Source organism: Pseudoruegeria sp. HB172150, assembly GCF_013184805.1.
Classification (GTDB): domain Bacteria; phylum Pseudomonadota; class Alphaproteobacteria; order Rhodobacterales; family Rhodobacteraceae; genus Psychromarinibacter.
The window spans coordinates 1,479,979-1,495,164 of sequence record NZ_JAATNG010000001.1 but is presented as its reverse complement, the minus strand read 5'-3'; the positions used below and the strand labels follow the sequence as shown (position 1 = coordinate 1,495,164).

At 64.0% G+C, this 15,186-nt stretch carries 13 protein-coding genes and 1 tRNA gene; 2 read left to right on the top strand and 12 right to left on the bottom strand.

The genetic code is table 11. The features are described from left to right. Positions 1–53 precede the first annotated feature (53 nt). From HCO70_RS07250 to HCO70_RS07240, 3 genes are all read right to left on the bottom strand, one after another. Positions 54–1,268, bottom strand: coding sequence for a cytochrome P450 (locus tag HCO70_RS07250; protein ID WP_172294453.1), 1,215 nt, complete (start codon positions 1,266–1,268; stop codon positions 54–56). Positions 1,269–1,492: 224 nt separating this feature from the next. Further along, positions 1,493–1,759 (bottom strand): hypothetical protein, encoded by a 267-nt coding sequence (locus HCO70_RS07245; protein ID WP_172294451.1) that lies wholly within the window; start codon positions 1,757–1,759, stop codon positions 1,493–1,495. A 163-nt stretch (positions 1,760–1,922) separates the two neighbouring features. Beyond that, the gene (locus HCO70_RS07240) at positions 1,923–2,666 is read right to left on the bottom strand and encodes a MipA/OmpV family protein (RefSeq protein WP_172294449.1); all 744 of its coding nucleotides are present in this window, start codon (positions 2,664–2,666) and stop codon (positions 1,923–1,925) included. 319 nt (positions 2,667–2,985) lie between these two features. Here HCO70_RS07240 and HCO70_RS07235 point away from each other — a divergent pair, with 319 nt between their 5' ends. After that, the gene (locus HCO70_RS07235) at positions 2,986–3,711 is read left to right on the top strand and encodes a response regulator (protein ID WP_172294447.1); all 726 of its coding nucleotides are present in this window, start codon (positions 2,986–2,988) and stop codon (positions 3,709–3,711) included. Beyond that, entirely contained in the window at positions 3,708–5,036 is a 1,329-nt protein-coding gene (locus HCO70_RS07230) for an ATP-binding protein (RefSeq protein WP_172294446.1), read from the top strand. Before HCO70_RS07235 ends, HCO70_RS07230 begins: the two co-directional genes overlap by 4 nt. Before the next feature lie 386 nt (positions 5,037–5,422). Here HCO70_RS07230 and HCO70_RS07225 read toward each other — a convergent pair. The 9 genes from HCO70_RS07225 to HCO70_RS07185 form a co-directional block, all read right to left on the bottom strand. Further along, positions 5,423–5,512 (bottom strand) — tRNA-Ser (locus tag HCO70_RS07225). Between the two features lie 52 nt (positions 5,513–5,564). Beyond that, positions 5,565–6,407, bottom strand: coding sequence for a bifunctional 2-polyprenyl-6-hydroxyphenol methylase/3-demethylubiquinol 3-O-methyltransferase UbiG (locus HCO70_RS07220; protein WP_216665289.1), 843 nt, complete (start codon positions 6,405–6,407; stop codon positions 5,565–5,567). Between the two features lie 42 nt (positions 6,408–6,449). Then, positions 6,450–7,169: an alanyl-tRNA editing protein gene (locus HCO70_RS07215; RefSeq protein ID WP_172294442.1), complete on the bottom strand. Its 720-nt coding sequence runs from the start codon at positions 7,167–7,169 to the stop codon at positions 6,450–6,452. After that, positions 7,166–9,643: a DUF3772 domain-containing protein gene (locus HCO70_RS07210; protein WP_172294440.1), complete on the bottom strand. Its 2,478-nt coding sequence runs from the start codon at positions 9,641–9,643 to the stop codon at positions 7,166–7,168. Before HCO70_RS07210 ends, HCO70_RS07215 begins: the two co-directional genes overlap by 4 nt. Beyond that, positions 9,640–10,674 (bottom strand): cysteine synthase A, encoded by a 1,035-nt coding sequence (locus HCO70_RS07205; RefSeq protein ID WP_172294438.1) that lies wholly within the window; start codon positions 10,672–10,674, stop codon positions 9,640–9,642. The genes HCO70_RS07210 and HCO70_RS07205 overlap by 4 nt, the downstream gene beginning before the upstream one ends. A gap of 61 nt (positions 10,675–10,735) precedes the next feature. Further along, entirely contained in the window at positions 10,736–11,860 is a 1,125-nt protein-coding gene (locus tag HCO70_RS25040; protein WP_172294436.1) for a gamma-glutamylcyclotransferase, read from the bottom strand. 3 nt (positions 11,861–11,863) lie between these two features. Beyond that, complete coding sequence (locus HCO70_RS07195) at positions 11,864–12,304, bottom strand: TrgA family protein (RefSeq protein ID WP_172294434.1); 441 nt, start codon at positions 12,302–12,304, stop codon at positions 11,864–11,866. Positions 12,305–12,421: 117 nt separating this feature from the next. Beyond that, entirely contained in the window at positions 12,422–13,846 is a 1,425-nt protein-coding gene (locus HCO70_RS07190; protein WP_172294433.1) for a deoxyribodipyrimidine photo-lyase, read from the bottom strand. A gap of 20 nt (positions 13,847–13,866) precedes the next feature. Continuing rightward, complete coding sequence (locus HCO70_RS07185; RefSeq protein ID WP_172294431.1) at positions 13,867–15,090, bottom strand: aminotransferase class V-fold PLP-dependent enzyme; 1,224 nt, start codon at positions 15,088–15,090, stop codon at positions 13,867–13,869. Positions 15,091–15,186: the final 96 nt, after the last annotated feature.

Below are 15,186 nucleotides of genomic sequence, written 5' to 3'. Positions count from 1 at the left end.
GAAAGGCGCAAACCGTCCGATGCCGCGTGGCTGTGGGTTTCAGGGAAGATTGCTTACGGAATGCGGACCATCATCGGCGTGATCTGCCGGATGCCGCCGAACCCGATCATCCGCGGGGGCGTCTGGATCTCGATACCCGGCGCGTCTTCCAGAAGGGCCTTCAGGCTTTCCTCCATCTCCAGCCGGGCCAGCATCTCGCCGATGCAGCGGTGCGGGCCGTGGCCGAAGACAAGGTGCAGGCGGGGGTGGTCGGTCCGGCGCATCAGGAACTCGTCCGGCCTGCTGTACATCTCCGGATCCCGCATCGCGGACATCGTGCTGAGCTGCAGCAGAACGCCGGCCGGCACGGTTGTCCCGCCGATCCGGATCGGCTCCAGCGTGAAGCGCGGGACATTGCTGACCGAGGGGTCGAACCGCATGCTTTCCGAGATCGCTCCGGGGACAAGGGACGGGTCAGCCTGCAGCGCGGCCCAGTCGTCCGGGCGCTGGCGCAGCAGGGCCACCGCATTGGCAAAGGCGGCGCGGGTCGTGTCGCTGCCGCCAAGCACAAAGGCCAGCACCTGATTGACGAGGCAGCTGAATTCCATGCCCCGCGTCTGCTGCCAGTCGGTGACCAGCCGGGACAGAAGATCGTCCGTGGGCGCGGCCAGCCGGGCGGTCATCTGCTCCTCGACATAGGCGAACGCCTCGCGCGCCGCGATCTCGACCCGGTCGTGTTTCTCTACCGGATAAACCGGCCCGATCGCGCCGGCCATCTCGTAGATGCGCGAGGCAAAATAGGAGGCGTCGGCAACCGGAAACCCGATGATCGCGGCGATCATCTCGGCCGGAACCCGTGCCGCCATGCGCTCGACGAAGTCGAAGCTTTCGCCGCGCGGAAGGTCGGCGACGATCTTGCGCGCGACGGCCCGGATACGGTTTTTCGACGGCAAGATGGCCTGATGCGAAAAGGCGCGGGCAAAGGGGCCGCGCTTGGTCCGGTGGTCCTTGCCATTGGCGAAGAGCAGGATGTCGTTCAGGAAACGGGCCATCGCGCCATCGGGCACATTGTGATGCGCGACGTAGTCACGGCCTTCGATCTGGACCGTCCGGTCGTCCTTCAGCAGCGGCACGACGTCAGCGGCGCGAAGAACGTAATAGCTTTGCAGGTTGATGCGGATGACCGGGTGGTCCCTGCGCAGTTCGGCGAACCGGGCATGCGGATCTTCAAGCAGCCAGTCCGGATCGATCAGGGGTGCTTCAACGGTAATCGGCGTGGTCTTATTCAATGTATTAATCCTTTGTTTTCTTTACAGGTAAAGGCGCCCAATGGGTCTTCAGGCAATTCAGATCGCGTCCGGATTCCGTGGGCCCACCTGACCGTCCGGGCCGACTGGCAAGGCGGCCCGGACGGCGATGACGGGGAATCCGGGGAGGGCGGAAAAACAAATGCCGGCGATCCGATTCTAGGCAACCAGACCGCCGGCACGCCGCGGGTTTCGAGAAGCGGACCTCAGTTCCCGAGGATGATCACCCGCTTCGGGTCGTCGTCCAGCCACAACCGGGTGCTGCACAACGTGTTTCCGTTAGGCCCTTCTTGGCAGCGGGTGCGCCGCACAACGGGGCGGTAGTCGTTCCCTACGACGACGACGCCGTGCGACGAGCCGGTGCCGTGCACCACTCCGCCGTTGGGGCCGATGATCGTGGTCCCGTCGGCCGCTGCCTGACCGGCGAGACCGAGGGCAAGTACAGTGGAGATCGCAGTGATCTTCAGGGTCATGGTTGCTTCCTTTCATTCTGTCGCAGATCGGCCAACCGGTTTGCCGGTTCACCGAAGGACGCCGCCTTGTCGCTGGCCGGCGTAAAGCGCGGATTTCCGGCGGGAAAAGTTTTGTTAAGCTTTGTAAGTGCGGCGGGCGCGATCCTGTCGCCGGGTGGAACGGTCAGAAGGCGAAACCCAGGAAGACCATGCCCGTCACGCTCAGATCCTCCTGCACGACGGGGCTGTCCCGGACTTCCGATCCAAGCTGCGCGACGGAAACCTGTCCGCCAAGACGCAGGTTCTCGGACAGCCGGTAGGTCGCCCCCAGTCCAAGCTGCGCGCGCCGAAAGCCGCCGCCGATTTCGTAGATCGGTTGATGGGCATCCATGGCGGCTTCGTTGTCCAGGCCGAAATAACCTTCCATGTACTTGTCATCCGAGAAGGTCAGCGACAGATCGGCGCTCAGGTTCAGCCGCTCGGTCACCGGAACGCGGTTCGCCAGCCCGAACGTCGCCGAGGTACCCTCGGTCCCCGCAAGGTAATGCTGCAGCGAACCATGGATCCGGCCGATCCGGGTATCGTAGCTGCCAACGAAACCGACGCGGAAGGCGTCGTCGATGTCGGCCTGCCCCGGCAGCTCCAGATCGGCCCCGTCGCGCCCGCCCCCATAGCCGATGGTCGCCGAAAGGGTCGCCCCTCCCTCACGGAAGGCGGTAATGGCCAGTCCGTCGCGACCAAGGCTTACCCGTCCGTAATCCAGGCTGACAAACGGGACCACGAGGGTTTCATAGTCCTGGCTGCCCTCGAAAACCGGCGCCGTCCGCAGCCCTAGTGCGGCCATGCCGTGCCATTCCGGGCCCGCGCCCTGTGCAGCCACCTGCCCCGCGATAACCGCCATCGCAGCCGCCCAGACGAGTTGCTTCATGTCATTCTTCCTTCGCTTCGGTTCGACTTGATCGCACGGGAAAAGTCACCCCGGGCGGAAAGACCGGGGTGACCATGGGAAAACCGGCCATTGCATCAGAGACATTGGCGGCATGCACTCTGCACCCGCCCGAATGGTGTTCCGGGTCTCTTGCGCGCAGAGGTGCTAGATTTCATTGCCGTGCCCTGATCTTGACCTTCCGGGCTCTGTGGCGCGTGCTTGTAAGCACTTCATGTGCGGCGGGAAAAGTTTTGTAACCTTTTGTTAAGCAGCCCCGCTGCGACTTCAGGTCGACTGCAGGCTGGGCTAGTGTCGCGCGATGGAAACGCCCGAGAACCGGCGCCGCATTGCTCTTGTCGAAGACGATGCCGAACTGCGCGCATTGACCGCCGCCATGCTGGAGGAGGGCGGCTTTGACGTGGCCTCCCTGGGCAGCGCGGCAGAGCTTGACGAACACCTTCTGCGCGACACGCCCGATCTGCTGCTTCTGGACGTGATGCTGCCCGGGGAAGACGGACTGTCGGTCTGCCGCAGGCTGGCGCCGCAGGGACGGTTCGGTATCCTGATGCTGACGGCGCGCGGCAGCGACATCGACCGCATCATCGGGCTGGAACTTGGTGCCGACGACTACATCGCCAAGCCGTTCAACCCGCGCGAACTGACGGCCCGGGTCCGCGCGGTGCTGCGACGGCTTCGTCCGGATGTGGCCAGTCCGCGAGACGTGGCCGACTTCCTTGGCTGGCGGATGGATTTTGCCGCCCGGAGCCTGACCGACCGCGAGACTGGAACCGATGCGCGGCTGTCCTCCGGCGAGTTCGACCTTCTCGTGCATTTCGTGATGGCGCCGGGCCGGGTTCTAAGCCGTGATCACCTGCTGGACGTGACACGCGGGCGGATGAGCGGCCCGTTCGACCGGGCGATCGACGTGCAGGTCTCCAAGCTGCGTCGCAAGATCGGCGATACGCCGGACACGCGTGAAATCATCAAGACGGTGCGCGGCGGCGGCTATCTGTTCGCGCCGCAGGTCCGGAGATCGCGGGCATGAACCGCCTCGGCCTTACCGGCCGGCTGATCCTGTTCATCGCTCTCGGCATGTTCCTGACGCAGGCGCTGGTCCTGGCCGTGTATCTGATCGACCGGCAAGACACCCTGCCGGGACGCCATATCTTTCCTGCGGCCGACCAGATGGAGGCCACCGTCAGACTGTTTGACAACGCCGGACCAGAGGAACGCGATCTGCTCGCGCGGGCCTTTTTCGGCTCCGGCCTGGTGTTGCGGCATGGCGTGGATCCCGAAGAGGAAATCAGGGGCCGCCAGATCCTGCCCAGGCTGACCGCGGGATTTTCCCAGTATTCCGATTTCATGGCCGGCCACGAAGTGCGGCTGACTGCCCCGGAAAGTACGCGTTTCGATTGGTTTCCGGGCGCGCGCGCCTGGATTTCTCCTGGCAGGCTTCAGCTGCTTGTCCAGCTTTCCGACGAAACCTGGCTCTCCGTTGGGCGCCGATTGACACCGGGGCTGTCGCTGGCCGGGCTGCCGGTCGGCATGGTCTCGGCGCTGCTTGCCACGCTGCTTGCCCTGATCGTGATGATCGTCGTCTGGCGCGAGACGCGGCCGTTGCGCCGGCTGGCTGAGGCAGCAGAGTCCTTCGGGCGCGATCTGGAACCTCGCACAATTCCGCTGCCGCGGGCACCGGATCTGCGGGCGATGGTCCTTGCCTTCGATGACATGCAGCACCGCATTGCCCGCGCCGACCGCAACCGGACGGACATGCTGATCGCCCTGTCCCACGATGTCCGCACACCGCTGGCGCGGCTTACGCTTCGTCTGCGCAAACTTGACCCCGAGTTGCAGGAGGCCGCGGGCCGGGACATCACGCAGATCGAGCGGGTTGCCGATGCCGCCTTCCAGCTTGCCCAGGCCGATGGCCCCAGCCTGGATGACAAGGTCGACCTGCGCGCGCTGCTTGCCGATTTGGCCGAAGAGGCCGGCATCCCCCTTGTCGACGGCAAGCCGGACGCCCCGGCAGAGGCGCAGGGGAACGGGCAGCTGTTGGGGCGCGCGGTGGCAAACCTGATCGACAACGCGCTGAAATACGGCGCCACCCCCCGCGTCGTCCTGGTGCCCGGGCGCCAATGGCACACAGTCGCCGTCGAGGATGACGGTCCGGGCATCCCCATGGAAGAACGCGAGCGGCTGCTGCAGCCGTTCCAGCATGGCAACATCGCCCGCGGCGGCAATGCCGACGGGGACGGTCTGGGCCTTGCGCTTACCCGCCGCATCGTCGAGCGCCACGGCGGGGCGCTGAACCTCGGCGACACACCATCCGGCGGCATGCGCGCAGCCTTTACACTGCCGGCGAACCGGTAGTCGGGGGAAAACGCGCGCGACTTCACTGTGGATGCTGGCTGACCGGCTCCTTTTGGAGGCGGCATTCTTTAATTCGCTCCGTTCAGGCTTACAGCATCACGGTAGTTTCCAACGTCCGCTCAGAGCCGAAACTTTCTGCAACTCAATTGCGAACAAAAGAAATCCGCTTAGAGATTGAACATTGGAGATTTAGGTCCGCGCATTGCTTCTGCGGGATCGACGAGTTGCTTCGTCGATGCTTGGAGCTCATGAATCAGCATACTGAGCCGGTAGATCACTGATATACTTGTCTGCATTGATAGCTCGGATTTTTTGGAGGGCTGGATGGATACAATCCAGCCCATCACAGAAACAAACGTTTAATTACGAACTGTTACGAAGTTTTGTGGCGGAGAGACAGGGATTCGAACCCTGGAGACGGTTTCCCGCCTACACGCGTTCCAGGCGTGCGCCTTCGACCACTCGGCCACCTCTCCGGTCCGGGCTATGTATCCGCCCACCTTGCCCCGTTGCAAGGGGAAATACGCCCTATTTGCTGGCCTGCAGCGAGAATGCCAGCGGCAGCCAGCGGCGATCCGGCCAGCGGTACATCGCCCCGGGCGCCGGAGCCAGGAAACTGAACATCGGCCACGGTACCTGGTCGTGCTCGTGGAACCAGTCGAGACGCAACCCCGCCGATGCGACCGCCGACAGGATCTCGCTCAACGGATGATCCCACCAGTACTCGTGGCCGGCTTCCAGATCGGGAAAATCACCGGTGTAGTCCTTTGGCGCTTCTTCTTTCTGCAGGCCGAAGTCCATGTATGGATAGCGCCAGGCCGGTTTTTCATCTGCCGCTTCACCGGCATCCGTGTCAAAGACCATCGCCGCTGGATGTCCCTCGGCCAGATAAAGCCGCCCGCCCGGCCTCAGCAGTTCCGCCACGATCCGCGCCCAGCGATCGAGATCCGGCAACCAGCCGATCGCACCCCAGGTCACGAAGACCATGTCGAACGGCCCATCCTCCGCCAGCGCCTCGGGCGCGGAATAGAGATCGGCCTCGACGAATGTGGCCCGGTCCGCCAGTCCCAACTCGCCCGCCAGTTCCCGCGCCACACGGATGGCTTCGCCAGACAGATCCAGACCGACGACGCGCGCAGCGCCCTTCTGTGCCAATGTCAGGGTATCGCGGCCGAAATGGCATTGAAGGTGCGCGATCCGCAGCCCGGCCACATCGCCGATCTCGGCCTCCTCGATCGGGTGCAGAACCGCCCTGCCCTCGCGCAGCGGTGCCAGATCGTAGGCATCGGATTTCAGGTGCAGACCGACCCGCTCGTCCCAGGTCGCGCGGTTCGCGTCCAGCCAGTCCGGCGGTGTGGTTCGGTCGGTCAATTCGCGCTCCATTGGTAGGCGGCCGACCCTATCGGCCTTGCCCTATCCGTCAAGCAGCAGGTTCACACGCCGGTTCTGCTTGCCCTTGTTCTCGATCTTGCCCAGCCGCACCGTACCGATCTCGCCGGTTCGCGCCACATGCGTGCCGCCGCAGGGCTGCAGGTCGATCTGCGTCTCCCCGGCCCCGATCCGGATCAGTCGCACGCGCCCCGCACCGCGCGGCGGCTGGACGGACATCGTCTTCACGAGCCCGGGATTGGCGTCGAGATCGTCCTCGCTGATCCAGTCCTGCGTCACCGCCAGGTCCCGCGCGATCAGTTCGTTCAGATGATCCTCCAGCCCCTGCCTGTCTTCCGGAGGCTCCGGCATCGCGAAGTCCAGCCGCCCCTTGCCGACTGCAATGGACCCGCCCGTCACCGGCAGCGGAATGACTACCGACAGCAGATGCAGCGCCGTGTGGACCCGCATATGCGAATAGCGCCGCTCCCAGTCGAGCCGCTGGTGAACCTTCTGCCCGTGCACCGGCAGAACCTCCCCGGATTCCGGGACAAGCACCACATCACCGTTTTCGCCTTTCACCGTATCGGTGATGGCGATCTCCTGATCCTCCCAACTCAACCAGCCGCTGTCGCCCGGCTGCCCGCCGCCGGTCGCATAGAAGATGGTGCTGTCGAGCACGATCCGCCCGTCCTCGGTCACGTCCTGCACCGTTGCTTCCGCCTCGCGGGCGTACGGTGTGCTCAGAAACGCCTTGTCGGTCATGTACTGTCTCCGTCCGCTTCTCCGCTGTCGGCCTCGCCCACCGGATCGCCGGGCACCATGTGGTCATCGGCCGGCGGCTCCGGCAACGGATCGGGATCCTCCGGCACAACCGCCTTGCCCGGCCGCAGAGCCTCGGCATTGCGGATCCAGATATCCTGCTGGGCAAAGGGTATCTCGATGCCTTCCTCGGCGAAACGCTCCGCTATCTGGTGCCGGATCTCGGTGCGAACCGGCAGGCCGAACGCGATATCCGGCAGCACCGCGCGGACCTGAAAATCCAGGCTCGACGCGCCGAACTCCAGAAAGTCGACCATCGGCTCCGGGTCCAGCGACACCAGCGGATGGTTCGACACGATCTCCTTCAGGATACGCTCCACCTTCCGCGTGTCCGTGCCATAGGCTACCCCGACCGTCACGATGATCCGGCCCGTCGAGTCTCCCCTCGTCCAGTTCTTCACCGCACCCGAGATGAAATCGGCATTCGGCACGATGACATCGTTGCGGTCAAAGGTCTGGATCTTGGTCGACCGGACCGAGATCGATTTCACGATCCCCATATGCCCGCCGACTTCGATCCAGTCGCCTTCTGCGACGGGCCGCTCCACCAGAAGGATAATGCCGGAAATGAAGTTCGACACGATGTTCTGCAGACCGAAGCCGATACCGACCGACAGCGCACCGAAAACGAATGCCAAAGCCGACAGGTCAATCCCGGCCGTTGTGACCGCGATCATCACGCCCAGGCCGATGCCAAGGTACCCTATCCCCGATACGATGGCGTTCTGCCCGCCCGGATCGATACTGGTCTTCGGCAGGATCGATGCCTTCAGCGCCGCCTGGAACAGCCGGGTTGCGGTGTAGAGGACGCCAAAGACGACAAGGAAGGTCAGGAAGGTCGACAGCGATATCCGCGCATCGCCAATCGTTATGCCTTCCTGGGCCTTGTTCCAGATCTCGGTGATATCGGCGACGCGCGCGCCCCACACGAGGGCGAAAAGCGGCAAAGACGCCATCGCCAGCAGAAAACTCAGCAGGCTCGGCATCAGGGCCTGTTGCGCTTCTTCATGGCTCCGCCGCGTGACGATTGCGTACAGTTCCACGACGACATCGTGCAGAATTCTCAGGAGTCCGAGCAGCGCCAGGGTGGTCGCAGTCGGCACAATCATCTGATAGGCAAGGTTACGATACCCCGCCAGCGCCACGACCGGACCGGCAATGCCCAGAATGACGACGAGCTGACCGATCAGCCTTTGACTCCGCTGCGCGAAAGAGACGTCGATATCGTCATCCTTCCGCGCTTCCTCTACGCTGGCCGACAGGATTCGCCCGATCCGGACATAGACAAGTCCGGCCACCGTAAAGAGCGGGAAAAACACGACCGCCAGGGTTTCGGGCGAGAATTCCTCGAACTCTCGCAGCCTTTCCAGAAGAGCCAGCAACCCGGTCATCAGACCGGCGAGCGTTATGTAGAACCGCATTTCACGTCCGCGGTGCGACGTACCGGGAAGCGGCTGCGGCGCATCCGGATCCAGCGGATAAAGCCGAAGGCCCAGCCAGCGGGCGCCGAACAGGAAAAGGCCGAAGAGAGGCAGGGCCACAGCCACAGCAATTCCACGCTCGCCGACCAGGCCGGTCGCCATGATCGCTGCGGCCAACAGGGCCAGGCCCAGGACCGGCAGGATTACCTGCAACAGCGACGTCATGACCGCAGCCAGTCGTCGCGCCCTGCCCTTGCTGCGGTTCAGCACGGCCTGCGTAAGCCAGACCATCGCGCTGCGCCCGCGAAGCACCAGCAAGGCAGCGACTGCAAGAAAGAACAACGTTTCCGGCAATTGCTTGCGCACTTGCTGACGCGTCTCCGGAAGCGCCCAGGCATCGCGGAACTCGGACCAGACCGCCTCGAACGCAGAGGATACCTCCGCAAGCGCCTCAGGCCAGATCGTCGGATTTGCCGGCGTCGGCCCGCGGGTCAACAATTCTCCGGTCTGGCGCTGCCGGATCAGGGTATCGATTTGACGGATGATCGCTTCGGCCCTGCGGTATGCAGCCTCGGCAGTGCGGACGGGCACCATCAGGTCGTTCAGATCGACTGTCAGCCTTTCACGCCTCTGCGTGATCTCCGTTGCTTCCGTCTCTCCGTCATCCGGCGCCGGTCCGAGCGCATCGAGCTGGTCCTGCAGAGACGAGATCTGCGCCGCGTTCGTATCCTGTGCAGCAAGGAAATACTGCCGCCACAGAACCATTTCCGCGCGCAGTTCTTCCAGTTCCTCGTTGCTCGCGGTGCCGTCGTTGAGGGTAGCCTCGGCGCGCGTCGCAACATTGTCCCAGGCGTCGTACGTGTAGTCCGGATCCCACTCGTCCGAGTCATCCGGAGGAATTTCCGTTGCCGCGTCCTGCGCCCACGCCGCAGGTGCGCCAAACCCTCCTGCCAGCAGGCAGAGCAGCAGGATCAGGATCGCGGCAAAGCGCCTCATGCGTCTTCGAACACCTCGGGCAAGATACGCGGATCTTCATCCAGCCAGTCCGGAACCGGCAAACCCTTTTCCTTCAGGAAAGTGGGGTTGAACAGCTTCGACTGATAGCGCGAGCCAAAGTCGCACAGCACGGTGACAATCGTGTGGCCCGGTCCCATGTCCTTCGCCATCCGTACGGCACCGGCCATGTTGATCGCGGTGGAACCGCCCATGCAAAGACCTTCGTTCTTCAAAAGGTCGAAGACATACGGCAGAGCCTCCTCGTCCGGGATCTGATAGGCGAAGTCCGGCGTGAACCCTTCGAGGTTCGCGGTGATCCGCCCCTGCCCGATCCCTTCCGTGATCGAGCTGCCTTCGGCCTTGAACACGCCGTCCGTGTAAAAGCTGTAAAGCGCGGCGCCCAAAGGGTCGGCCAGCGCCATCTTAACACCCTTGTGCTGCAGCGCCTCCGCGACACCCGCAAGCGTTCCGCCCGACCCGACCGCCGACACGAACCCGTCCACCTTCCCGCCGGTCTGCTCCCAGATTTCGGGGCCGGTGGTTTCCACATGCGCCTGCCGGTTCGCAACGTTGTCGAACTGCTGCGCCCAGATGGCGCCGCCCGGCTCGATCTCATTAAGTTTCTCCGCCAACCGGCCGGAATACTTCACGTAATTGTTCGGGTTCTTGTACGGAACGGCAGGCACCTGGACTAGCTCCGCACCCGCCAGCCGGATCATGTCCTTCTTTTCCTGGCTCTGCGTCTCGGGGATCACGATGACCGTCTTGTAACCCATCGCCGCGCCTACCAGCGCCAGCCCGATCCCGGTATTACCGGCCGTGCCCTCCACGATGGTTCCACCGGGTGCCAGATGGCCCTTCGCGACCGCATCCTTGATGATGTACAGCGCCGCCCGGTCCTTGACCGACTGGCCCGGATTCATGAACTCCGCCTTGCCGTAGATGTCGCAGCCGGTTGCCTCGGAAATCGCGTTCAGCCGGATTAACGGCGTGTGGCCCACGGCTTCGGGCAAATCCTTGTAAATCCGCATCTCGCGCCCCTCCGGAAATCGCCTGAACAGGGGTCTTGTGTAGGCTGCGATTCCTCGGAACTCAAGCGCCGCCCCGCAATCTGGACCGGTTGGCCGCAAGCCAGTGAAGCGTCAGGATCAGCGGTCCATTCTCGGCTTCGCCGCTGGTCAGAAATTCCATCATCTCGTCGAAATCGAGAAGAAAGCTCCGGATGTCCTCGGCTTCTTCCTCGACCCCGCCGATGCCGGTGATGTCGTCCGGCAGGTCGGCAAGCCCGACATAGGAATAAAGATACTCGGTAATCGCGCCCGGCGAGGGATAGTACCGCGCCACCTGTTCCAGCCGGTCCAGCGTCAGCCCGGCTTCCTCCTGCGTTTCGCGCATGGCGGCGGTCACCGGGTCCTCGCCGGGGTCGATCCGTCCCGCAATCGGTTCAATGCTCCAGGGGTTTAAGTCGCCACGCGCAAAAGGGCCAAACCGGAACTGTTCGATCAGCAAGACACGGTCGCGCACCGGATCGTAAGGAACCACAGTCACGGCATCGCCCATGACGAAAGCCGCGCGCGTGACCGTCTCGCTCTGCCCGCCGCCGAACTGGCGAAAACTGACGTCCTGCTCTTCGACCATGAAGAAATGCCGGTACGGCCGCCGCCGTGCGGCCGAGGCGACATCCGCCTCGGTCATGCCTGCCCGCACATGGTTCGCAGCGCTGTCACCACGCGCCCGCACCCAGGAGGCCGCCCGCATGCGCGTCTGCATGAAATTCCGGCCGACATCCTCCGGCGCATCCACCCCGAACCGACCCATAACCTCGTCGGCAGCCCTGAGCGTCAGTTTCCCCCACCGCTCGGCCCAGTCCACAAGGTCCCACAGCTTACCGACCTGCCACAGATCCTCCGGCGGCACATAGACCTCCGCATCGACAGGCGCACCGCCACATTCGACGGTCACGGTCTCCCGCACGTATCCGAATGCGGCCTCATAGTAATCCGCCCGCGCAAGCGCCTCCGGCGTAACTCCGTCCAGCAGCAGACCTTCGACCCGCTCTCCGGGCGCCTCGATCAGCAAGGGAAAGCTCTCTCCCTTCGCCCAACGGACGGCGTGACCGGCCAGCATGGCAGAACGCACGGGAAGGTCGCCATCCACACCCAGGACGAGCCTTAACAGCGGCTCATACCGCAATGTTCCATATAGAAAAACAGACATCGGTCAGGGATATCTTTTCGCCACCAGTTCGACGACGAAGCCCAGGATCATGCCGCCGATGATCAATGTTCCGGCAACTTCCAGCGGCTTCAGGAAGACCAGGTACTCGATCGCGATCTCCATCATCCCCTTCAGCCCCTCCATCGGCCCGGCATAGCTCTTCCTGAGCGAGCGAATGACCATTTCGTAACCGGCCAGAAAGAACAGCGACCAGAACACCATCAGACCGGATGCCGCCAGCCCGAGCCCGAACGAATAGGACAGCCCTCCGCCGGCACGTCGGCCGAGGAAGGTCCAGCCAACCATTACACCCATCGCTGCAACGATTTCACGAAACCGTCCAGGCTTCATCTCTTCCGGGAAGTACGGAACGATCATGTCGGCCACGAACCACCCCATCACGCCTAACAGGATGGCGGCTACAAGTTTCGCGGCTGTCGGCATTCGGGGATCTCCGAGGAACGCTTTGTTGCGCCAGTTTCCGCACTGCCCGGCCACGCCGCAAGAAGGCCGCTGGATTTTCCGCCGCGCCTGTTCCAGCGGCGACACATCGGCCGAACCTCAGAAGTCCCTGTTCTCGTAGGCGGCAAGCGCCAGTTTCCGCCCTTCATCCAATGCCACGATGGGTGCATCGGGGTAGTCCGCGTCCGGCTCCAACCCCCACGACTGAGGCACCGCATCGAAATAGGATAGCGCCGTCTTCGTCGGGTTCGCATAAGCCTCGGCGATCCAGCGGCGGCGATACACCGCATCGAGGTCGAACTTCTCCGCCTGCGTCTCCGGGTTGAAGATCCGGAAATACGGCGCCGCATCCGGCCCGGACCCGGCCGTCCACTGCCAGCCCAGCGCATTCGACGCCGGGTCCCAGTCGGTCAGGCAGTCCGCGAACCAGTCCATCCCGATCTTCCAATGCGTCAGCAGGTGCTTCGTCAGGTAACTCGCCACGATCATCCGCGCCCGGTTGTGCATCCGCCCGGTCACGTACATCTCGCGCATGGCGGCATCGACAAACGGCACACCGGTCCGCCCCTGCTTCCACGCCGTCACAGCCTCGCTGCCCGCGTCTTCCCTCCAGGGAAACCCGTCCCAGTCCTCGCGCCAGTTCCCGGTTGCCAGCCGCGGCGTATGGTGCAGCAGGTGATAAGCAAACTCACGCCATGCCAGCTCCTTCAACCATGTCTCCGCACCGCGCTTGCCGTCGTCCCGCGCCCGCATTCCCGCATGCCAGCACGTCGCCGGAGAGATCTCGCCATAGGTCAGCGGCTCCGACATGCCAGAGGTTCCGTCCTCTCCCGCCAGGTTCCGCCTGTCGCCATACTCGGCGATCCCGTGAGACATGAACGCGCCCAGCCGCCCGCGCGCGGCCTCCTCTCCTACCAGCGCATGTCCCGCGACGACCGAAGCACCCCGCCGCATCGCCGCGCCCATCTTCCAGTCGTCCAACTTGTCGCTCTCAGGCCAGGCGTCAGGCGCCTTCAACTCCGTCACCGTCGGCAGAGGTTCCGTCACAGCCCGCCCGCGCACCGCCTTCCAGAACGGCGTGAAGACCTTGTAGAACCCGCCCGCTCCCGTCTCCACCGTCCACGGCTCGAACAGCACATGCCCGGCAAAGGACCGTGCATCGACCCCATCCTCCTTCAGCGCCGCCTTGACCTCCCGGTCCCGGCCCTGCGCCTCCGGATCGTAGGCACGCTGCCACCAGACAGCGCCCGCGCCCGTCTCCTCGACCAAAGCGCGCAGCACCTCCAGCGCCTTACCGCGCCGCAGGATCAGCCGCGAACCGATCCCCTCCATCCGCTCCTGAAACGCCCCGATCCCAAGGCCGAAGCGGAACTTCGCAGCCGCCCCAGTCTTCTCAACAACTTCGTCCAGTATAAAGACCGGCACAACCGGCCGCCCCGTCCCTGCCGCTTCACTCAGAGCAGCATGGTCACTGAGCCGCAGATCGCGGCGAATCCAGACGATGATCGGAGAGTCTTCAGGCAATCGTTACCCCGGGAGCAAAATCACAGGACGTGATCTAGCGCCCGGATCAGCCGGTCAACATCCTCGGTCGAGGTGTAGTGGACGAAGCTCAGCCGCAGCACGCCTTTTTCCATATCGACACCCAGCGCTTCCAGCGGCCGCACGGCATAGAAATCCCCGCCGCCCGCCATCACCCCGTGATGCGACAGGTCAGCAGCAAGTCCTTCGCCCCGCTTGTCGCAGGCAACCGCGACCGTCGGCGCCCGCCCGGCGGCGTTGCGCGGCCCGATAAGCCGAACATCGTTCCGCCCCGCGATGTAATCCAGCAGGGGCTGCAGCAATTCTGTCTCCGCCTCGCGCTGCAGGTCATGCACGCGCGCCGCCCGCACTTTCGGATCCGTTTCGGTCTCGAAATGCCGGGCGTGCAACAGGTCGATGTAATCCGCGATCCCCGCACACCCCGCCACCTGCGCATGATCCGGCCCGGCCGGCGTGAACCGTTTGTAAAGCGTCCCGCCATTGAAGTAATGCGCCTGGTTCGGCAGCTGCTCGCCCAGCCCGCGCCGGATCACCATGATCCCCTGATGCGGGCCATAGGTCTTGTAGGCGGAGAACAGATAGATATCCGCCCCCAGCGCCCCCACATCCGGCAGCCCGTGCGGCGCATAGCTGACTCCGTCGACACAGACAAAGGCGCCCGCTCCATGAGCAACGCCAACGACCGCTGCCACGTCGTTGATCTCGCCCACGACGTTCGAACAATGCGGAAAGCAGACCAGCCGTACCTTGTCGTCCAGCAACGCCTTCAGATCCGCGACATCCAGATGCCCGGTATCCGGGTCGATTTTCCATTCCCGGATCTCGAACCCGTCCTCCGCCAGCCGCCGCCACGGCCCCGAATTCGCCTCGTGGTCCTGGTTGGTGACGACGATGGCGTCCCCCGGCTTCATCCAACGCCTGAACGCCTGCGCCAGCACATAGGTGTTCTGCGACGTCGAGGGCCCGAAAGACAGCTCGTCCGTCCCAACCCCCAGCATCGCGGCCAGCCGGCTCCGCGACTCGTCCATCTCCTCGCCGCCCAGCTCGCTCGCCTCGTAAGGTGCATAGGGCTGAACCTTTCGCTCGCGAAAGAACCGCTCCAGCCGCTCCATCACTGGCCTGCACATATAGGACCCGCCCGCATTCTCGAAGAACCCCTGATTCCCAAGATCCTCGACACCGAAGGCGGGAAACTGGGAACGGACGAAGGCGAGGTCGAGTTGCATGGGGCGGCTCCGGTCTGAATTCGCGTCCACACCATTTGCGCCCCCGTATCGCCGGATGCAACCGTGTGACCTCCGCAATGAAAAGCGCCCCCGGAT